Origin of the sequence: Serratia liquefaciens ATCC 27592, assembly GCF_000422085.1 — a bacterium.
In the GTDB taxonomy this organism is placed as follows: Bacteria; Pseudomonadota; Gammaproteobacteria; order Enterobacterales; family Enterobacteriaceae; genus Serratia; species Serratia liquefaciens.
This window is the reverse complement of the sequence record NC_021741.1, coordinates 618,566-638,570: the sequence shown is the minus strand read 5'-3', so window position 1 is coordinate 638,570 and position 20,005 is coordinate 618,566. Positions and strand designations below refer to the sequence as shown.

General features: G+C 56.5%; 16 protein-coding genes. 7 read left to right on the top strand and 9 right to left on the bottom strand.

Features of this window, described 5'->3' with window-relative positions; genetic code table 11:
• Window positions 1-21: 21 nt before the first annotated feature.
• The 4 genes from M495_RS02940 to M495_RS02925 form a co-directional block, all read right to left on the bottom strand.
• Complete coding sequence (locus tag M495_RS02940; protein ID WP_020825174.1) at window positions 22-1,911, bottom strand: PhoX family protein; 1,890 nt, start codon at window positions 1,909-1,911, stop codon at window positions 22-24.
• Between the two features lie 194 nt (window positions 1,912-2,105).
• On the bottom strand, window positions 2,106-2,588 hold the full coding sequence (gene folA / locus M495_RS02935) for a type 3 dihydrofolate reductase (RefSeq protein ID WP_020825173.1): 483 nt from the start codon (window positions 2,586-2,588) through the stop codon (window positions 2,106-2,108).
• 143 nt (window positions 2,589-2,731) lie between these two features.
• On the bottom strand, window positions 2,732-3,196 hold the full coding sequence (locus tag M495_RS02930; RefSeq protein WP_020825172.1) for a threonine/serine exporter: 465 nt from the start codon (window positions 3,194-3,196) through the stop codon (window positions 2,732-2,734).
• A complete protein-coding gene (locus M495_RS02925) occupies window positions 3,193-3,993 on the bottom strand; it encodes a threonine/serine exporter family protein (protein ID WP_020825171.1) in 801 nt (266 codons plus the stop codon). Before M495_RS02925 ends, M495_RS02930 begins: the two co-directional genes overlap by 4 nt.
• A 129-nt stretch (window positions 3,994-4,122) precedes the next feature.
• Between M495_RS02925 and M495_RS02920 the strand changes: the two genes are divergently transcribed.
• The gene (locus tag M495_RS02920; RefSeq protein WP_020825170.1) at window positions 4,123-4,737 is read left to right on the top strand and encodes a LysE family translocator; all 615 of its coding nucleotides are present in this window, start codon (window positions 4,123-4,125) and stop codon (window positions 4,735-4,737) included.
• Window positions 4,738-4,780: 43 nt separating this feature from the next.
• On the opposite strand, the gene kefC is transcribed toward M495_RS02920, so the two are convergent.
• From kefC to dapB, 5 genes are all read right to left on the bottom strand, one after another.
• Window positions 4,781-6,634, bottom strand: coding sequence for a glutathione-regulated potassium-efflux system protein KefC (gene kefC, locus M495_RS02915; RefSeq protein ID WP_020825169.1), 1,854 nt, complete (start codon window positions 6,632-6,634; stop codon window positions 4,781-4,783).
• Window positions 6,627-7,184 (bottom strand): glutathione-regulated potassium-efflux system oxidoreductase KefF, encoded by a 558-nt coding sequence (gene kefF / locus M495_RS02910; protein WP_020825168.1) that lies wholly within the window; start codon window positions 7,182-7,184, stop codon window positions 6,627-6,629. The genes kefC and kefF overlap by 8 nt, the downstream gene beginning before the upstream one ends.
• Before the next feature lie 184 nt (window positions 7,185-7,368).
• Window positions 7,369-10,593 carry a carbamoyl-phosphate synthase large subunit gene (gene carB / locus M495_RS02905; protein WP_020825167.1) on the bottom strand — a complete coding sequence of 1,075 codons (3,225 nt, stop codon included), beginning with the start codon at window positions 10,591-10,593 and terminating at the stop codon, window positions 7,369-7,371.
• 16 nt (window positions 10,594-10,609) lie between these two features.
• Window positions 10,610-11,758, bottom strand: coding sequence for a glutamine-hydrolyzing carbamoyl-phosphate synthase small subunit (gene carA / locus M495_RS02900; protein WP_071846583.1), 1,149 nt, complete (start codon window positions 11,756-11,758; stop codon window positions 10,610-10,612).
• Window positions 11,759-12,228: 470 nt separating this feature from the next.
• Entirely contained in the window at window positions 12,229-13,050 is an 822-nt protein-coding gene (gene dapB, locus M495_RS02895; RefSeq protein ID WP_020825165.1) for a 4-hydroxy-tetrahydrodipicolinate reductase, read from the bottom strand.
• 433 nt (window positions 13,051-13,483) lie between these two features.
• On the opposite strand from dapB, the gene M495_RS02890 reads away from it, so the two are divergent.
• The 6 genes from M495_RS02890 (at window position 13,484) to M495_RS02865 (ending at window position 19,984) form a co-directional block, all read left to right on the top strand.
• Window positions 13,484-14,215, top strand: coding sequence for a FadR/GntR family transcriptional regulator (locus M495_RS02890; RefSeq protein ID WP_020825164.1), 732 nt, complete (start codon window positions 13,484-13,486; stop codon window positions 14,213-14,215).
• A gap of 100 nt (window positions 14,216-14,315) precedes the next feature.
• A complete protein-coding gene (locus tag M495_RS02885; protein ID WP_041414186.1) occupies window positions 14,316-15,218 on the top strand; it encodes a 2-dehydro-3-deoxygalactonokinase in 903 nt (300 codons plus the stop codon).
• Window positions 15,215-15,862: a 2-dehydro-3-deoxy-6-phosphogalactonate aldolase gene (locus tag M495_RS02880; protein WP_020825162.1), complete on the top strand. Its 648-nt coding sequence runs from the start codon at window positions 15,215-15,217 to the stop codon at window positions 15,860-15,862. The genes M495_RS02885 and M495_RS02880 overlap by 4 nt, the downstream gene beginning before the upstream one ends.
• A 104-nt stretch (window positions 15,863-15,966) precedes the next feature.
• Window positions 15,967-17,367 (top strand): MFS transporter, encoded by a 1,401-nt coding sequence (locus M495_RS02875; protein WP_020825161.1) that lies wholly within the window; start codon window positions 15,967-15,969, stop codon window positions 17,365-17,367.
• 2 nt (window positions 17,368-17,369) lie between these two features.
• Window positions 17,370-19,082, top strand: coding sequence for a dihydroxy-acid dehydratase (gene ilvD / locus M495_RS02870; protein ID WP_020825160.1), 1,713 nt, complete (start codon window positions 17,370-17,372; stop codon window positions 19,080-19,082).
• Window positions 19,082-19,984 carry a dihydrodipicolinate synthase family protein gene (locus tag M495_RS02865; protein WP_020825159.1) on the top strand — a complete coding sequence of 301 codons (903 nt, stop codon included), beginning with the start codon at window positions 19,082-19,084 and terminating at the stop codon, window positions 19,982-19,984. The genes ilvD and M495_RS02865 overlap by 1 nt, the downstream gene beginning before the upstream one ends.
• Window positions 19,985-20,005: the final 21 nt, after the last annotated feature.

Sequence of the window (20,005 nt, the reverse complement as noted above, 5' to 3'; positions counted from 1 at the left end):
TGCCGCCCCGCTGTTTTCTTCTTAAGCCCCAATCACTCCACCGTCTTCACGCGTAATCATCAATACCGATGAACGCGGACGCGGGCTATTGTTCGGGAAATGAGAGTCACCTTCTTCACCCGGGTGCTGTACGTTGACGAACATCGTCTTGTAATCGGGGGTAAAGGTAATGCCGGTCAGTTCGCATGACTTTGGCCCAACCATAAAGCGGCGGATTTCGCCACTTTGCGGATCGCCCACCAGCATTTGGTTGTTGCCCTGTCCGGCATAGTCGCCCTTGTTGCTGTATTTGCCGTCGGTGAGGATCCACAGGCGACCGGTCTTATCAAAGCCCAGTCCGTCCGGACTGTTGAAAGTATTCTCGGCCGTGATATTGGGTGTGCCGCGATTCACGCCTTCCGGATGGGCAATCGGGTTACCGCACAGCGCGTAAATATCCCAGTTGAATGACGCAGCTGTGGCATCACCGCCTTCATCCCAACGGATAATTTGGCCGTAGACATTGTTCGGTCGCGGGTTAGCGGCATTCAACGGCATACCTTCTTCACCACGTTTGCTGTTGTTGGTCAGCGTGCAATAGGCGCGCCCATCATGTGGATTGACGGCGATCCATTCCGGCCGGTCCATTTTGGTAGCCCCCACCTGCGCCGCAGCCTTGCGGGCGAAGATCAACACTTCCGCCTCATCGCTGAAACCATTTTCCGGCGTCAGGCCATTTTTACCGAACTCCAGCGCTATCCAGCGCCCGGTACCTTTCAGCGGTGTGCCGTTGGCGTCCCCGTCAAACTGCGCCACATATAAAGTGCCTTCGTCCAGCAGGCTGCGGTTGTTGGCCGGGTTAGCCACATCAACCACGCCTTTGGATACGTACTTATAGATGTGCTCACCACGCTCATCGTCACCCATGTAGACCACCAGGCGACCATCCTTGGCGACGGTCACCGCCGCATTTTCATGTTTGAAACGGCCCAGCGCGGTATGTTTGATTGGCGTTGAGCCAGGGTTCATTGGGTCGATTTCGACGATCCAGCCATGACGATTGAATTCATTAGGGTTCTTCGCCACGTCAAAGCGTTCATCGTAATCCGGCCAGTTACGCTCAGGTTCGCTGACTTTCAACGTATAGCGCTTTTGGTCCGCCGTGGTCTTGTAGTCGGCCTGGTGAGTGCCGAAATAGGTATCGAAATTCTCTTCGCAGGTCAGGTAAGTGCCCCAAGGGGTTTTCCCGTTGGCGCAGTTACCGAAGGTACCCAATACCTTGCGGCCGCCAGGATCCGCCGCCGTTTGCAACAGCACATGCCCGGCAGCCGGGCCGCTGAATTGCATCTCGGTGTTGGCGGTGATCCGGCGGTTATAACGCGATGGGCGCTCGACCTCCCAACGTTGGCTATCGCCCACACGGCGTACCGCCACGATAGAAACGCCATGGGCAGCCTGTGACTTGCGCACGTCTTCAAGACTGGTGGCTTTGGTGCCGCCGTGAGCAAACAGGTATTGCTCGTTGACGTATTCGTTGTTGATGGCCATCACGCCGTGATTGTCATCAATCGGGAAGAAGCTCATACCGTCATTATTATCGCCGAATTGCTTTTCCTGATCGGCAGCGCTGTTGTTGCCCTGTGGGTCGAAAGCGGCAGCCCCCTCAACCAGCGGATCACCCCAGGAGATCAGCACCTCGGCGCGATAGCCTGGCGCAATCGCCACCTCATCAGCGGTGGAAGCGGCAATCCCTTTAAAGCCCAGCAGCTTGTTCGGTGGCAAATCTTCCGCCAGAGCCTGAGCGGAAACCGTCCAAATACCGCCGCCGAGGAAACCGGCCAGGCCAACGGCACCGGCGCTGCCCAGCAACAGTTTACGGCGAGTGGGATCGGTCAGGCGATCGGCATCTAATTGCTCAATTTTGGTCGTCATAGGTTTATTTCCTTTTTAATATGGCGCCGCGATCGAGATTCACCAGAGTTGCCGGGGCGCTCAGAGTTGGGCTTCATACTAATCAGGAAGTGTGACGAAAATGTTACAACGAAAAGTCAGGGAGAGGTGGGTGGTAAAAAGACAAAGGGCGCAATCACTTGCGCCCTCAGAAGGATACGGTTAATCGCCGGCCATTAACGGCGTTCCAGGATCTCGAAACAATAGCTGTGAGAATTCAACTCGTCGGCATCGTGGAACTCGCTGAACGAGGTTTCCCATTCGTCCGGCTCATAGTCTGGGAAATGGGTGTCACCGCCGACTTCGGCATCGATATGCGTCAGGTACATACGGTTAGCGCGTGCCAGGAACTGGGTATAAATACGCCCGCCGCCCATCACCATCACTTCTTCCACATCACCGGCTGCGGCCAGCGCTTCGTCCAGCGAAGTCGCCCAGGTCACCCCGGCGTCGGTGCCAGGACGGCTGCTCAACACGATGTTATGGCGGCCCGGTAACGGACGACCAATAGACTCGAAAGTTTTACGGCCCATAATAACCGGTTTATTCAGCGTGTTACGTTTAAACCACGCGAGGTCCGCCGGCAGGTGCCAAGGCATGGCGTTTTCCATGCCAATAACGCGATCCGCCGCCAAGGCAGCGATCAGGCTGATAATCATTGTTAAACCCTGTGTAGGCAGCAAAATTGCTCACACTATACGTAAAGCCCCAACGGTCGTCGATAGGCTAATCAAGCAATATGAATATATAAGATAGCTCTTATCAGTATATCTAATGCCCAACAATTTTTGGCCCATGATCCTTAAACGCCGGGACGTTTGCGGTATAACCACAGCCCAGGTAATGACAGCCCAATCGATAATGCCCCCACGATAAAGCAGGCTTTGAGGAAGTTGGTCATCATGGTGGCCATCAGCGCCTCGCTGTAACCCAGATGCGAAATCTCCACCACGCTGATCATCGCGGTATAGGCCGAGATACCGGGGAACATCGGGATCACTGCCGCCACGGTAAACACCTTCGGATGCGCCAACAGCCAGCGCGACCAATAAATACCGATGATGCCAATCAGGATCGCCGCCAGCAGCGATGACCATTCAATATTCATCCCCACATGCATCATCAGCATGCGGGAGCCGTGGCCAATCGCCCCCAACAGCGCGCAATAGCGCAGTGCGCGCAGCGGCACGTTGAACACCATGGCGAAACCCAACGCCGGCACCGCCGCCAGCAGCATATCCTGCAATAAGGCCCAGAGCAGACTCATGACCACCCCCGCAGATCCCACAGCGACATCGCCATCACCACGCCGATACAGGTAGCCAGCGTCAGCAGACTGGCCATCGCCCAGCGCGCCAAACCGGTATTGACGTGGCCCTTGAACATGTCGGCCACCGCGTTAATCAGCGGGAAACCGGGCACCAGCAGCAATACGCTGGCGGCCATCGCCACGGTGGAGGTTTCGTTAAACAGCGGCAGCCGCAGCAACAGCCCGGAAACCGAGGTCGCGACAAAGGCCGTCAGGCAAAAGTTAATCAAGGGATTCATGTGGCGTGCGGTCAGCACCTGACGCACCGACATAGCCAGGCCGCTGGCAATAAAGGTGACGGCAAAGGCCTTTTGATCGCCGCCGTTCAGCACGCTGAAACAACCGCATGACAGCGCCACCATCAATACCACCAGCCAGCGTGGATAACGCAAAGGGCGGATCTTGTCGAAGCGCCGGGCAACGTCATGCACATCCGCCAGCCGATGCTCTGCCAAAATAACGATGTGCTGCACCTCCGTCACCATCTGCATATTGATGCCGCGATCGACGTTCTTGCGCGTGGTGGTCAGACACTCACCGTGGCTGATGGTGGTCAGCACCACCGCATTGGCCGAGATCGAACTTTCAACGCTGTCCATCCCCAGCGCTATCCCCAATCGGGTCGATAACTGCTCCACCACCGTGCTCTCGGCACCGTGCTGCAGCAACAGTAAAGCGCACTGAATGCACAGGCGGGTAATTTCACGCTGCTGTCGCTGCGCTTCCGGCTGGTCTATATGGGTTGTCTGATACATGAGGCCCCGTCGAGATCCCTGAGTGAATATTCATCATATTGCCAAACATTACCTCATTTGGTTGATGCGTATCAGGGGACGTGGCGTTATTATCGCCTCCATTACGCCTTTTGTGCAGAGAGTCAAATCATGCTTGAAACTTCGCTGTTCGTTGCTGGTATCGCTACCTTGGGCATGCTGTCACCCGGCCCGGACTTTTTCCTGGTGATCAAGAACGCCGCCCGCTACCCGCGTCTGGCCGCGATGATGACGGCTTTCGGCGTGATCTGCGGCGTCGCCACTCACATGTCTTACTGCGTCGCCGGGCTGGCGGTCGTGATCACCACCACGCCATGGCTGTTCAACGTGCTGAAATACGCCGGTGCGGTCTACCTGATTTGGGTCGGCATTCAGGCACTGCTGTCGCGCAGCGGCAGCAAGATGAACGTCAGTAACCTGCCGCCGCAGCAAACAAGCCTGAAAAGCGCCTTTGTACAGGGCTATCTGTGCAATTTGCTCAACCCAAAAGCTACGCTGTTCTTCCTGGCGGTATTCACCCAGGTGCTGCAAATCGACTCAGGGTTGGGCGAAAAGCTGTGGTATGCGGGAATTATCCTTGGCCTGTCTGCTCTCTGGTGGCCAGTTCTGGTGTTCCTGATCCAAAGCGGACCGGTGCGTCGTGGCCTGGAGAAAACGCAAAAGGTGGTGGATAAGCTGCTGGGCGGGATGCTGATTGCTCTGGGTATCAAGGTGGCGCTGAGTTAATTCGGCCATCGTGGGCGCAGCCCGACGGCTGCGCCCATTAGGCTTATCCCTTGGCTTCCACCACCTCATCTTCCGGCGCTTTGCCATCAATACTGCCACGCCAACCACTCTGCGGTACTCGTGCCAACCGATCCTGATCCTGTTCGATGGCCGCGCTGAGCATTTCTTTCGCCCGCTGCAGGCTGGCAACGCGGAATTCGGTATCCTGATAATTATCCAGCGTGTCTTCCAGCATTTTCAGGTTATAACGGCGGAACGTATCCGCTTTTTCCCGCGCCTCGTAGGCGTCCAGCCCCAGCAACTCCAGCGTCTCACGACCAATGCGTAGCGAGCTTTCAAAGGTTTCACGCTCCGGCTTTTCCACGCCTAACTGACGCAACTGATACCAGTGATCGACATCACGCGCGCGCGCTACCACTTTCAAGTGCGGGAAGTGCCGTTTGGCCAATTCGGTCAGTTGCAGGTTAGCCTCCACGTCGTCGATGGCGTTGATCAACACCTTGGCGTGCTCGGCACCGGCGGCCTCCAGCAGATCGGCGCGGGTGGCATCACCATAAAACACCTTGGTATCGAACTTGCGCAGCGTTTCAATATGATCAGGATCGTGATCCAACACCACGGTATGTACGCCATTGGCCAGCAGTAAACGGCCGGCTATCTGACCGAAACGACCAAACCCGGCGATGATCACGCTGGCGTTCTCTTCATCAATCACATCCGCCGGCCGTTCGTCTTTCGGCGTATTTTTCTCGAGCCGTGTTGCCACTACCAGCAGCAGCGGCGTCGCCGCCATCGACAGGGCAACCGCCAGCGTCAACGATTTGGCCCAATCTGGCGGCAATACTCCGGCCAGTTGAGCGGCGCCGAAGATCACGAAGGCAAACTCACTGCCCTGACCCAGCAGGATCGCGAACATGCCGCGTTGACGCTTCGGCACCCCAAGCCAGGGGCCAATCAGCCACAGCAGCGCCGCCTTGATCAGCATAAAGCCCAGCAGCAGTGAGGCGATCAGCAGCGGGTGATGGAACAAGGTACCGAAGTCGATCGACATGCCAACGCCGATAAAGAATAGCCCGAGCAGCAGCCCCTTGAACGGCTGAATATCGCTTTCCAGCGCATGGCGGTATTCAGAGCTTGCCAGCAGCACCCCGGCGAGGAAGGCGCCCATCGCCATCGACAGCCCGGCCATTTCCAGCAGAATGCCAAAGCCGAACACCAGGAACAGCGCCACGGCGCTGAAAACCTCACGCATGCCCGATCGCGCGACAAAATGCAGCAGCGGCCGGGTCACATAGCGCCCCAGCAGTACCACTATTGCCAGCGCACCCACTACTTTGGCCGCTGACAGGGAAAACGCCGCTAACGTAGTCGTGGCACCGCTGCTGGCCAGCAGTGGGATCATCGCCACCAGGGGGATCGCCGCGATATCCTGGAACAGCAGTGCCGCAAACGCACTACGACCAATCGGCGACGGCGTCAGGTTACGTTCGCTCATGGCCTGCATGGCGATGGCGGTGGATGACAACGCCAGCGTCAGGCCAATCAGCAGCGCCACCTTCCAGTTCAATCCGAGGAAGTAGCAAAAGGCGCTCAGCGCCAATCCGCATGCTGCCATCTGAATAATGCCACCGCCAAATACCGAGGCGCGCAGCGTCCACAGCCGTTTCGGATCCAACTCCAGGCCGATGATAAACAGCATCAGCACCACGCCGATTTCGGCAAAGGTGAGGATCGATTCGGCATCGGAGACCAGCTTCAGCCCCCAGGGGCCAATAATGCAGCCGGCAATCAGGTAGCCCAACACCGAGCCCAGCCCGAGCCGCACCGCAATCGGCACAAACAACGCGGCCGATCCCAAATAGATCAGCCCCTCAATCATCATCTGGTGATTATCCATGCTCAACTCCCTGCTCGGCGGGTTCACCGTGTTCCATCAGATAGGCTACCAGCCGTTGACGGTAGGCTTCCCCTGCCGCAATCAGCGCCGGTTCATTGCAGGTAAAGGTGTTATGCACGGCAAAATACGGTTGCCAATGCATACCGCAGTACAGCGCCGTCGCTTGCAGCGGCTGCCCGAGAGCCGCGAAGTTCGGGTAATCGCCCAGCTCGAAATGGTGTTCATCGCCACCGCTGGTCACTGCCCACAGCACATCTTTGCCCACCAGGGCATTGCCTTCATGACCATAGGCCCAGCCGTGCTCCAGCACCTTATCGATCCACAATTTCAGCAGCGGTGGTTGGCTGTACCATTGCATCGGATGTTGCAGCACCACCAGATCGGCGCGCTCCAGTGCCCGCTGTTCGGCATTGATATCGATATTGAAGTCGGGGTACAGCTCATACAGCGAGCGTACCTCCACCTCGGGAATATCCTTCACGGCCTGCAGCAGGCGGTGATTGGCATGCGAATGCCGGGGATAGGGATGGGCGTAAATAATCAGAATCATTGTTGTCGTCGTTCCTTCGTTCCATGCCAATACATCAAGCATATACCAATCACACAGGGTGACAGTTTGCTGAATGATTGATAGCGGAAATTTCTAATTCACGACAACAAATTCACTGAACAAGTTAAAAAAATAAGGGCGCTGCAATGAACTGCAGCGCCCTGGCTTTTACGGCATCATCGAATTACTTGGTGATACGCGCGTGCAACTCCTGCACCGAAGTCACCTGTTCGGTCGGATCCGCTTTTAGCGCCATCGCGGTGGCAAAGCCGCCGTTCAGGGTCGTATCGTAATGCACCTTGTACTGCAATGCGCTACGACGGATCAGCTTGGAGTCCTCAATCGCCTGGCGACCGGCGGTGGTGTTGACGATGTAGGTGTATTCGCCATTCTTGATACGGTCCTGAATGTGCGGACGGCCTTCATGCACCTTGTTGACCAGGCGTGGGTTAATCCCCGCTTCGCCCAGCACCACGGCGGTACCGTGAGTGGCATCCAGCTCGAAGCCCTGTTTCAGCAGGCTTGCCGCCAGATCTACTACCCGGGCTTTATCGCCTTCACGCACCGACAGCAGCGCACGGCCCTGTTTTTTCATGCCTGACTGGCTGCCGAGCATCGCCTTGGAGAAGGCCTCGGCGAAGGTACGGCCCACGCCCATCACTTCCCCGGTAGAGCGCATTTCCGGCCCTAAAATCGGGTCGACGCCTGGGAACTTGTTGAACGGCAGCACCACTTCTTTTACCGAGTAGTAAGGCGGGATGACTTCTTCCGTCACGCCCTGCTCAGCCAGGGTTTTGCCTGCCATCACGCGCGCAGCCACTTTGGCCAACGGCACGCCGGTGGCCTTGGAAACAAACGGCACGGTACGCGCGGCGCGTGGGTTGACTTCAATCAGGTAAACTTCATTGTTTTTCACGGCGAACTGCACGTTCATCAAACCGCGCACCTGCAACTCAAACGCCAGTTTCTCAACCTGCTGGCGCATCACGTCCTGAATTTCCTTGCTCAGGGTGTAGGCCGGCAGTGAACAAGCCGAGTCACCGGAGTGCACGCCCGCCTGTTCGATGTGTTCCATGATGCCGCCGATCAGCACACGTTCGCCGTCGCAGATGGCGTCGACGTCGACTTCTACCGCGTCATCCAGGAAGCGATCCAGCAGCACCGGGGCGTCATTGGAGACGCTGACTGCGTTTTGGAAGTAACGGCGCAGGTCGATTTCGTCGTAAACGATTTCCATCGCCCGGCCGCCCAGCACATAAGAAGGACGAACCACCAGCGGGTAACCGATCCCGGCCGCTTTCTCTACCGCCTGCTCAATGGTTGCCACGGTGGCGTTGGCCGGCTGTTTCAGGCCCAGACGGTGTACCGCCTGCTGGAAACGCTCACGGTCTTCGGCGCGGTCAATCGCGTCCGGGCTGGTGCCGATAATAGGTACGCCTGCGGCTTCCAGCTCGCGCGCCAATTTCAGCGGCGTCTGGCCACCGTATTGCACGATAACGCCCTTCGGCTTCTCGATGCGCACGATTTCCAGCACGTCTTCCAACGTTACCGGCTCGAAGTACAGACGGTCGGAGGTGTCGTAGTCGGTAGACACGGTTTCTGGGTTACAGTTGACCATGATGGTCTCGTAACCGTCTTCGCGCAGCGCCAGCGAGGCGTGCACGCAACAGTAGTCGAATTCGATACCCTGGCCGATACGGTTTGGCCCGCCGCCCAGCACCATCACTTTCGGACGGTCGTTGGTCGGGTTGGACTCGCACTCTTCTTCATAAGTGGAGTACATGTAAGCGGTGTCGGTGGCGAATTCCGCCGCGCAGGTATCCACGCGCTTGTAAACCGGGTGCAGGCCATAGCCATGACGCAGCTTGCGGATTTCGCTTTCGGCGACGCCGGCCAAGGTGGCCAGACGCGCATCGGCGAAGCCTTTGCGCTTCAGAGTGCGCAGGAACTCTTTCGTCAGGCCGTTGATGCCGGTGCCGGCAACCTGCTCTTCCAGACGTACCAGCTCTTCAATCTGCACCAGGAACCAGCGGTCTACGTTGGTCAGGTTGAAGACGCCGTCAACGGACAGGCCGGCGCGGAAGGCGTCAGCGATGTACCAGATGCGGTCAGAACCGGCGTCTTTCAGCTCACGACGGATTTTGGTCAGTGCTTCCGGGTCATCCAGGCTCACTTTAGGGTCAAAACCGGTGGCGCCCACTTCCAGCCCGCGCAATGCTTTCTGCAGCGACTCTTGCTGGGTACGGCCAATCGCCATCACTTCGCCGACGGATTTCATCTGGGTAGTCAGACGGTCATTGGCACCGGCAAATTTCTCGAAGTTGAAACGAGGGATCTTGGTCACGACGTAGTCGATGGACGGTTCAAACGACGCCGGCGTACGGCCACCGGTGATGTCGTTCATCAGCTCATCGAGGGTGTAACCGACCGCCAGTTTGGCGGCGATTTTGGCAATCGGGAAGCCAGTGGCTTTAGATGCCAGCGCCGAAGAGCGGGATACGCGCGGGTTCATTTCGATGACGATCAAACGGCCGGTTTTCGGGTTAACCGAGAACTGCACGTTGGAACCGCCGGTTTCCACGCCGATTTCACGCAGTACCGCCATCGAGGCGTTACGCATGATTTGGTATTCTTTGTCGGTCAGGGTTTGCGCCGGTGCTACGGTGATGGAGTCGCCGGTATGGATACCCATGGCATCGAAGTTTTCGATCGAACAGACGATGATGCAGTTATCGTTCTTATCGCGCACCACCTCCATCTCGTACTCTTTCCAGCCGATCAGCGACTCGTCAATCAACAGCTCTTTGGTTGGGGACAGGTCCAGACCACGCTCGCAGATCTCTTCGAACTCTTCGCGATTGTAAGCGATGCCGCCACCGGTGCCGCCCATGGTAAAGGAAGGACGGATAATGCACGGGAAGCCGACGTCAGCGGCCACCGCCAGCGCTTCTTCCATATTGTGCGCAATACCGGAGCGCGCGGTGTCCAGGCCGATTTTTTTCATCGCCACGTCGAAGCGACGACGGTCTTCTGCTTTGTCGATCGCGTCAGCGGTAGCGCCAATCATGGTCACGCCGAACTCGGCCAGCACGCCCTGACGTTCCAGCTCCAGCGCGCAGTTCAGTGCGGTCTGGCCGCCCATGGTCGGCAGCACGGCATCCGGACGCTCTTTTTCGATGATTTTACGCACCACTTCCCAGTGGATTGGCTCGATGTAGGTCGCATCCGCCATTTCCGGGTCGGTCATGATGGTGGCCGGGTTGGAGTTGACCAGAATAACGCGGTAACCCTCTTCGCGCAGCGCTTTACACGCCTGGGCACCCGAGTAGTCGAACTCACACGCCTGGCCGATAACAATCGGGCCAGCGCCGAGGATCAGGATGCTTTTTATGTCTGTACGTTTTGGCATTTTTTACTGCTCCTGATTATTTGGCGTTAGAACGGTAAGTCTTAATCAGTTCGATAAAGTGATCGAACAGCGGCGCGGCGTCGTGTGGGCCCGGGCTGGCTTCAGGGTGGCCCTGGAAGCTGAACGCTGCTTTATCGGTGCGGTGAATGCCCTGCACCGTGTGGTCAAACAAGGATTTGTGCGTGACGCGCAGTTCGGCCGGCAGGTTGTTTTCGTCTACCGCAAAACCATGGTTCTGCGCGGTGATCATGACGCAGTCGTTATCCAGATCTTTTACCGGGTGGTTGCCGCCGTGGTGGCCAAGCTTCATCTTCACGGTTTTTGCACCGCTGGCCAGAGCCAGCAACTGATGGCCGAGGCAGATGCCAAACACCGGGATATCGGTTGTCAGGAACTGCTTGATGGCGGCGATGGCGTAATCGCATGGCTCCGGGTCACCCGGGCCGTTGGACAGGAAAATACCGTCCGGATCCATCTTCAAGACTTCATCCGCCGGGGTCTGTGCCGGCACCACCGTCAGGCGGCAGCCGCGATCCACCAGCATACGCAGAATGTTGCGCTTGGCGCCGTAGTCATAGGCCACCACGTGGAACGGCAGCTCAGAGGCCGGTTTGGCTTCCGGCAGGTCGCCTTCAAGCGTCCAACTGCCCTGCTGCCAGCTGTAGGCTTCCTGGGTGGTAACTTCTTTCGCCAGATCCATGCCTTTCAGGCCCGGGAAGGCTTTGGCCTTCGCTAACGCCAAGGCGGCATCCGGCGTGTCGGCGGCGATGATGCAGCCGTTCTGTGCCCCTTTCTCGCGCAGCAGGCGGGTCAGCTTGCGGGTATCGATATCGGCAATCGCCACGATGTTGTGACGCTTCAGGTAGTCAGACAGGCCTTCTTCGTTGCGGTAGTTGCTGGCAATCAGTGGGAGGTCGCGAATGACGAGGCCTTGGGCGTGTACAGCGGAGGATTCTTCGTCGGAAGCATTGGTGCCGACATTGCCGATATGAGGATAAGTAAGAGTAACGATCTGGCGGGAGTAGGAAGGATCAGTGAGGATTTCTTGATAACCGGTCATCGACGTATTGAAGACCACTTCCCCCACTGCCGTACCCTCTGCCCCGATGGCCCGACCGTGGAATTGGGTTCCGTCTTCGAGAACCAATAGCGCTGACTTAATCAAAACACCCTCCAAGGAATAATCAATCACAATATTTGCATATTAATTCAGATATCACGATCTAAATCAATGCAAAAACCGCCCTCAAGGTCAATTTTTGGCAAATTGGGCGCATTTTAATGATGAGTGCTCCGCTTGTCTACCCAAAGCGCCATTTTTTCTCTTATTTTTGCACTTCTCGGCGTTTAATGGGGTCAGTAGCCATAAAAACACGCCTAAACTCGGGTGAGTAAACGGTTGCGAGCTCTAAAGACAGAAAATCACAATTCCCAGGGCGCTTTTCCAGGCGTGAGATACGTTGGAGGGGGAAAAAGCATCATAAATTAAAAGTTAACCACCAAAAATAGCAATCAACCAATAAAAACAACCTCAAACACATATTTATCATGTTAAAAAAAAGGACAATAAAATTATTGTCCGTTAATCATAGCACTATGATTAATACAGCCACATCACGATGGCATACAAATCAATTATAACTGGTCTAAACCGAGCACATCACGCATATCAAACAGGCCTTTATCATGACCTTCAAGCCATACTGCAGCCTTAACCGCACCACTGGCAAAAGTCATGCGGCTGGAGGCCTTATGGGTGATTTCTACCCGCTCACCGATGTCGGCGAACATGGCGGTGTGCTCACCGACGATATCGCCAGCGCGAATAGTGGCAAAGCCAATGCTCTTCGGATCGCGTTCACCGGTATAACCTTCACGCGCATACACCGCGCACTCTTTCAGATCGCGCCCCAGCGCGCCGGCAATCGCCTCGCCCATCGCCAAAGCCGTCCCCGAAGGAGCGTCTACCTTATGACGATGATGCGCTTCAACAATCTCAATATCGGTATAGTCGCCCATCACCTGCGCAGCTTTTTCCAGCAGCTTTAACACCAGGTTCACGCCCACGCTGAAGTTGGCGGCGAAGACGATGCCAATCTGCCCAGCCGCGGCACGGATGGCTTCTTTACCCACATCATCGAAACCGGTGGTGCCAATCACCACGGCTTTTTTGTGCTCAACGCAGAAAGCCAGGTACGCCAGGGTGCTTTCCGGACGGGTGAAATCGATCAAGATATCGAAATCGTCGGCCACTTTTTCCAGGCTGTCGCTGACGGTTATGCCCAGCGCACCAATGCCCGCCAGTTCACCGGCGTCGGTCCCAATCAGGCTTGAACCTGGGCGCGATACTGCCGCCCCCAAAACCACGCCCTGCGCCTGATGTACCGCCTGGATCAATTGGCGGCCCATACGGCCGCCGGAACCCGCAATCGCAATGCGGATGGGTGAATCAGTCATACTTGCTCTCTTGTTGATTGATTTCATTACCCTAAATAATTGGAGCTGTATCAAGGCGGCAAGCGAGCTTATCCCAATGAGCTTACTTCAGTAAGTGATTCGGGTAAGTGAGCGCAGTCAACACAGATACAGCTTCAAGTATGACGGGTATATCGGTTCAGGGTAACTGCCTCGTCCTATCATCGCCAGAGGATTCATTTCATAATTAGAAAATTATGATATCCCCCACTTTTCATCAGTAATGCTGTCAATGGGTTAACAATCAGGCCGATCAACGCCCATTGACGATTGTACATAAACATGCAATTTGAACCGGTGAAATTTGCATGAAAAAACGCTCGTTTTCTTCATTCAAACCGGCACAGGTACCACCAGCACGCCGCTTAGCTTAGTATAGGGCGCAACTGCCGCTTTAATTACCTGAGAACCACGGATGAAAACCGCGCAAACCACCATATCGGAAACCCTGACGCAAGATTTGGCCCGCCGCATCATCAGTGGCGATCTGCCGCCTGGGCTGTCGCTGCCGGGGGAGAATGAATTGGCCTTGCAGTATTCGGTTTCACGCACTTCGGTACGTAACGCGTTGCAGGTGCTGGCGGCGAAAGGGTTGGTCTCCATTCAGGCCAAGAAGCGCAGTACCGTCAATGCCCGCGAGCAATGGAGCTTTTTGGATCCTGACGTACTGAGCTGGTTGGCGGAAGGCAGTCTCGACCAACAACTGGTCGAACAATTGATGGTCACCCGTCTGATCTTTGAACCGAATATCGCGGCATTAGCGGCCGTTAACGCCACCGGTCATGACCTGGCCGCGCTGGAAGATGCTTGCAAACTCATGTCACAAGGGCAACAGCAGGCCAGTCGCCAACTCTTCGAGCAGGGCGATATGGCATTTCACCTTGCCTTGCTGGGCGCCAGCCACAATCCTTTTTTGCATTCATTGGGCAGCGCACTTTCCGCGGCTATGGCGCTCTCTTTCCAGCAAACGCTGGAAGAAGATATCCGGCTGACCAAAAGTGCGGTTGAAGAGCACCAACAATTGCTGGAGGCCATTCGCTTCAAACAGGTAGAAACTGCACGCCAGCGTATGCGTGTCATTCTGCTCAATGCGGCCAAAAAGAATCACTGGCAGCAGCAACCGGAAATGTTCGCCCACATCCTCTAAAAATCCCTCTTTGCTGTAATTTCGATCGCCCTCACAGATCCTGAGCAATTTTCGCTCTAGCATTCTTGTATGACAAGACTTAATGGTTTGTATTACTTGAATGAATAACAACTGGATTGGTATCGATTGGGGCACCACTAACTTCCGCGCTTTTTTAATGTGTGGGGAGCAATGCCTAAGTAACCTCAGCCATCCCTGCGGGTTGCTGGCCGTGGAAAAAAACCGGTTTGCCGACACCCTGCATACCTTATTGCAGCCCTGGTTAGTCGAACATGGCGCTTTGCCGGTGGTCATGGCCGGCATGGTGGGATCACAACAGGGGTGGCATGAGGTTGCCTACATAACCCAGCCGTGCGGCCTGAAAAATTTGGCGGCTGGGGCCATGAAATTCACCACTGACTGGGGTAGCCCAGCGTGGATCATTCCCGGCGTTCAGGGGCTGGGGCTGGCTCAGCAGCCCGAAGTGATGCGAGGAGAAGAAGTGCAGCTGCTCGGTTTGGCCAGACGACATCCAGCGGCGCAATGCCTGGCAATTTTACCCGGAACCCACAGCAAGCATGTTCAGTTGAATCAGGGAGAAATCGGCCACTTCTCAACCTTTATGACCGGCGAACTGTTCTCGTTGCTCAGCCGGCACTCCATTTTGGGCAACGCCCTGCCGGAACAACAGGAGGACGCGCAGGCGTTCATCCTCGGGGCCGATACGGCACGCAGCGGTGCCCCCCTCAGCCACCTGATTTTCTCGGCACGTACCCGCCGCCTCAGCGGTGAAATCGCAGCGGAAAATATACACAGCTACCTTTCCGGCTTGTTGATCGGTAATGAGCTTCAGGCGTTGCCCGCGCACCAGCCCATCTGGGTTGTCGCCAGCCCCCCGCTGGTTGCGCGCTACCAAATGGCGGCGGAACCCTTGGGCCTGTCATTGCGCGCCACGGATGGCGATAGCTGCTTTATCAACGGATTAAGTCAACTGTATCCCCTACTACAAGGAACCGCCCAATGAGCCCAGAAATCTTCCTCCAACAGTGGCAGCAACAGCCGCTCCCCCTGGTCGCTATTTTGCGTGGCATCACGCCTGAGGAGGCTGAGCCCGTCGCCGAAATTCTGCTGGACTGCGGCTTCCGCTTTCTGGAGGTACCGCTTAATAGCCCCACCCCGTACGACTCTATTCGCGTGATCAGGAAAACCGTCGGCGACAGGGGTTTTGTCGGCGCTGGCACCGTCCTGAACGTCCAGCAGGTTGAAGAGGTGGCCAAAGCCGGGGGACAACTGATTATTTCTCCCAATACCGACGCTGCAGTGATCGGCCATTCCCGTTATTTAAATCTGATCAGCATGCCCGCCGTGGCCACCCCTTCCGAAGCCTTCTGCGCCCTTGCCGCCGGAGCCAGCGGATTGAAGCTGTTCCCGGCAGAAAGTATTACCCCAGCGGTAACCAAGGCGCTGCGTGTCGTGCTTCCCCAAAGACTGGTTTGCTTGCCGGTAGGAGGGATCCAACCGGATCCCCTGCAGATGCGCGCCTATATCCAGGCGGGCAGCAACGGGTTTGGGCTGGGAGGCGGACTCTATCAACCCGGCATCAGCCTGGCGGCATTACGTCAACGCGCGCTGGCCTATCAGGCCGCCTGGCGTCAATCGGTGGGGTAACACCTCACGCCTCAGTACCGTACTGCCGCAGCCCAAGGCTGCCGATCGCTCCTTGAATACGCCGGTGTAACCCGGCTAATAAAAATAAATCAGAGGAAACCATCATGAAGCTGACCACGGAAAATCCAACGGCGGAACAGGCCGCTGAAACGCGGGTGTACGGTAAAATTACTCGCCGTCTGATCCCTTTCCTGATTTTGTGCTATTTCTTCGCCTATCTGGACCGCGTTAACGTCGGGTTCGCCAAGCTGCATATGCAAGACGCCCTGAGCTTCAGCGATACCGTCTATGGTCTCGGTGCCGGTATTTTCTTCATCGGCTATTTTATTTTTGAGCTGCCAAGCAACCTGCTGATGCAACGCTTCGGGCCGCGCTTTTGGATTGCCCGCATCATGGCCACCTGGGCGATCCTGTCCGCGGCCATGATGTTTGTCACCACGCCAACCACCTTCTATGTATTGCGTTTTCTGCTTGGCGTGGCCGAGGCCGGCTTTTTCCCCGGCATCGTGTTCTATTTAACGCTGTGGTTCCCTTCATGGCGTTCCGCCCGCACGCTGGGACTGTTCATTCTGGTTACACCGCTGTCGGTGATTATCGGCAGCCCGCTTTCAGGTTTGATCCTCAAACTGTTCGAAAATGTCGGCGGTTTACACAACTGGCAGTGGCTGTTCCTGGTCGAGGCCATTCCCTCTTTCTTGCTGGCCTTTGTGGTGCTGCGTTACCTGGATAACAACGTGGCTGAAGCCAAATGGCTCACCGCCGAAGAAAAACAGATCGTGCAAACCGATCTGGCCAAAGATCGCGCCAACCGGGATCGCGCAGCAAATGGCAAAACGGCCCATAGCCTGAAAGAGATGCTGGCTAACCGCTATGTCTGGCTGTTGGCGTTGATTTTTTTCAGTTTCAACGTCGGTTATTACGGCGTCAGTTTCTGGTTACCTTCCATTATCAAGACTTCGGGTATCAGCGACGATTTCCAAATCGGCCTGCTGGCTGCGTTGCCTTACGTGTTTGGCGCCGTCTTTATGATCTGGAACAGTCGCCATTCCGATCTTAAGCAGGAACGTCGCTGGCATATCGCCATCCCGGCGGTGATTGGCTGCATCGGCCTGACGTTGAGCGCTTACTGCAGCGGCTCCACCTTCTGGATGATGACGTGGATATGCGTAGCAATGTCCGGCACCCTGGCGCTGATCCCTACCTACATCAGCCTGCCCGGCACCCTGCTTTCCGGCACCGCCGCCGCTGCCGGTATTGCTCTGGTGAATTCTGTCGGCAACCTCGCGGGTTTCTTCGGCCCCACGGTGCTCGGCTGGCTGAAAGATCAAACCGGACAAACCGACAGCGGCCTGTACATTCTGGCGGGCTTCCTGTTGCTCTGCGCCCCGTTGATTTTCATGCTGCCGGCCAAACTGGTCTCCCCTAAAAAAAACCATGACTTGCAACACCAACATATTGCTCAGTCTGACGCTGACAATCCTTTAAATATCACTGAGAGATCTTGATTATGAGCGGATGTGGAACCTGTAGCAGCGGCGGTTGCGGCTCGCATTTCAACCCCATTCTGGAAGGCGATGATGGCGCGCTGAAGCGTGCGCTATACAAATCCATGGGGCACAGTGACGAGCAACTGCGCCGTCCGGTGATCGCCGTGGTCAACAGCTATACCAACGCGACGGCCGGCCACGCCAATCTGAATGAGCTGACGGCCAAAGTATTGCAGGGCATTGAAGAGGCCGGTGGGGTCGGCATGGTATTCGGCACTATCGCTCCCTGTGACGGTATCGCCGAAGGGCATCTCGGCATGCGCTACATTCTGGCCGCTCGTGAAGTGATCACCGCCTCCATCGAAGTGATGATGCGTGCCCATCGTTTCGACGGCATGGTGTTACTTGGCTCCTGCGACAAAATTGTCCCCGCCATGCTGATGGCGGCGGCGCGGCTGGATATTCCGGCCATCATGGTTAACGGCGGGCCGATGTACCCGGCTGAATATAAAGGTAAACACTGGGACGGCAACATCGTCACCGAGGCCATCGGTTGGAAGATGCGTGGCGAAATCGATGAGGCGGAATTTGCCCATATCGAAAATATCGCCGAACCCGGCCCGGGCTCCTGCACTATGTACGGCACCGCCAACACCATGTGCTGCATCGGTGAAGTACTGGGTATGAGCCTCCCTGGCAGCAGCACGCTGCCGGCGGTTTCGGCCGAACGCCGCGAGTGCGCTATCGAAACCGGGCGCACCGCGGTGGAACTGGTATTGAATGGCGTCAATGCCCGCCAAATTATCACCGCCGTGTCGATCCGCAATGCGGTGATCTACCTGCTGGCCACCGGCGGCTCCACCAATGCCATTCTGCATCTGCAAGCCATTCATTACGAAGCGGAATTAGGCCATCTGCCGCTGTCCGTCTTCGATGAGTTGAGCCACCAGGTACCGCTGGTTGCCTCGCTCTATCCGGCCAGTGAACATGACATGATTGATTTTTGGGAAGCGGGTGGCGTACCGGCAGTAGAGCTTGAGATTGCCAAACTGCTCGATCTCAACGCGTTAACCGTCACCGGCAAAACCAAAGCGGAACTGCTGGCGGAAACCCGGCCAAGCCGCCGCCCGGAAGTCATCCATACCCTGGCCATTCCGGTGCGGAATGAAGCTGGCGTTGCCGTACTGCACGGTAATTTGTCACCGTTAGGCTGCGTGGTGAAGCCTGCGGCTGTGCCGGAAAATTTGATGCGCTTCCGGGGGCCCGCCGTGGTGTTCAACAGCGAGCAGGAGTCCGTCGAGGCGATTATGTCCGGCCAGATTAAGCCGGGTAGCGCCCTGGTCTTGCGCTATGAAGGGCCTAAAGGTGGCCCCGGCATGCCGGAAATGTATAAGCCGATGAAATCGCTGGAAGGCATGGGCCTGGCTGACAGTTGCGCTCTGATCACCGACGGCCGTTTCTCCGGCTCCAACCGCGGGCTGTTTGTCGGCCATATCTCGCCTGAAGCGGTGGACGGCGGCGAGCTGGCATTGGTGCAAGACGGTGACGAAATATCCATCGATATTCCCGCGCGTACTCTTACGCTGCACGTTGACGAGACGATGTTGGCGCAGCGGCGCCAAAACTGGCAACCCGTGGACAAAGAAGTGCCGCGCGGCTTCCTGCGTTTATATCGTCGCTGGGCTTTACCTGCTGCGCAGGGTGCCGTACTGGCCGATCGGGAGGAGGAATAATGGGCCGTTACCAAGCTATCGACATTGAAGGGGTCAACCCTATCGTCGCCATGCCGTTCAAGGCCAATGGCGAAATCGACCCGCTGAGTTTTACCCAGTTGCTGGAGCATCTGGCAGCAACCGGCGTTCAGGGAATGACGCTATTTGGCATCGCCAGCGAATTCCCGAAGCTCGAGGAGCCTGAGCGAGAACGCCTGGCGGAGATATTTATCAGCGAACTGGCAGGAGCCCCGCTGTTTCGCGCTATCTCGGTCACCGATCACAGCAGCGAAGTCGCCGTCAAACGCGCTCGTCATTATCAAGCTCTGGGCGCCGACGCTTTGATGCTGCTGCCCCCCTTTTTCCTTCAACCCAGCCCACAGGCGATCCAGCAGCACATTTTCGCCGTTCTGGAGGCCGTAGACATCCCGGTAATGGTGCAATACGCGCCGAGTGAAACCGGTTTGCCGATCACCCCGCAACAATTGGCCGACGTGGCAGCCCGCTATCCCCATGCGGTGTTCAAAATTGAATGTAATCCGCCGGTGGAATACACCAAAGAATTTCTGCAACTGGCCCCTGAAGCCAACGTGCTGAACGGCTATGCCGGGCTTTATATGTTGCAGATGTTGGCGGCGGGCGGCAAAGGCGTGATGCCGGGTTGCTCGTTCAGCGAGATTTACCTGCGTATTTATCGCCATTGGCAGGCCGGTGAAGTGGAACAAGCGAATAGGCTGCATCAGGCATTGTTGCCTTACATCCAACGCTGGATGAGTCACTGCGAATACATCATTCAGATCGAAAAGACCGTCCTGCAACGACGCAATATCATCGCCACCGATTACTGTCGCCACCCCGGTTGGCAACTGACTGCAGAAGATCGGCTGATGATCGACCGATTTTTAAGTCAATTTTCCCTGTGACCACAGTGGCAGTCCATCGCG

What these genes read in the sequence shown, in the direction of transcription:
- M495_RS02940 (WP_020825174.1), bottom strand. Translation starts at nt 1,911, where the DNA reads ATGACGACCAAAATTGAGCAATTAGATGCCGATCGCCTGACCGATCCC.
- folA (WP_020825173.1), bottom strand. Translation starts at nt 2,588, where the DNA reads ATGATTATCAGCCTGATCGCTGCCTTGGCGGCGGATCGCGTTATTGGC.
- M495_RS02930 (WP_020825172.1), bottom strand. Translation starts at nt 3,196, where the DNA reads ATGAGTCTGCTCTGGGCCTTATTGCAGGATATGCTGCTGGCGGCGGTG.
- M495_RS02925 (WP_020825171.1), bottom strand. Translation starts at nt 3,993, where the DNA reads ATGTATCAGACAACCCATATAGACCAGCCGGAAGCGCAGCGACAGCAG.
- M495_RS02920 (WP_020825170.1), top strand. Translation starts at nt 4,123, where the DNA reads ATGCTTGAAACTTCGCTGTTCGTTGCTGGTATCGCTACCTTGGGCATG.
- kefC (WP_020825169.1), bottom strand. Translation starts at nt 6,634, where the DNA reads ATGGATAATCACCAGATGATGATTGAGGGGCTGATCTATTTGGGATCG.
- kefF (WP_020825168.1), bottom strand. Translation starts at nt 7,184, where the DNA reads ATGATTCTGATTATTTACGCCCATCCCTATCCCCGGCATTCGCATGCC.
- carB (WP_020825167.1), bottom strand. Translation starts at nt 10,593, where the DNA reads ATGCCAAAACGTACAGACATAAAAAGCATCCTGATCCTCGGCGCTGGC.
- dapB (WP_020825165.1), bottom strand. Translation starts at nt 13,050, where the DNA reads ATGACTGATTCACCCATCCGCATTGCGATTGCGGGTTCCGGCGGCCGT.
- M495_RS02890 (WP_020825164.1), top strand. Translation starts at nt 13,484, where the DNA reads ATGAAAACCGCGCAAACCACCATATCGGAAACCCTGACGCAAGATTTG.
- M495_RS02885 (WP_041414186.1), top strand. Translation starts at nt 14,316, where the DNA reads ATGAATAACAACTGGATTGGTATCGATTGGGGCACCACTAACTTCCGC.
- M495_RS02880 (WP_020825162.1), top strand. Translation starts at nt 15,215, where the DNA reads ATGAGCCCAGAAATCTTCCTCCAACAGTGGCAGCAACAGCCGCTCCCC.
- M495_RS02875 (WP_020825161.1), top strand. Translation starts at nt 15,967, where the DNA reads ATGAAGCTGACCACGGAAAATCCAACGGCGGAACAGGCCGCTGAAACG.
- ilvD (WP_020825160.1), top strand. Translation starts at nt 17,370, where the DNA reads ATGAGCGGATGTGGAACCTGTAGCAGCGGCGGTTGCGGCTCGCATTTC.
- M495_RS02865 (WP_020825159.1), top strand. Translation starts at nt 19,082, where the DNA reads ATGGGCCGTTACCAAGCTATCGACATTGAAGGGGTCAACCCTATCGTC.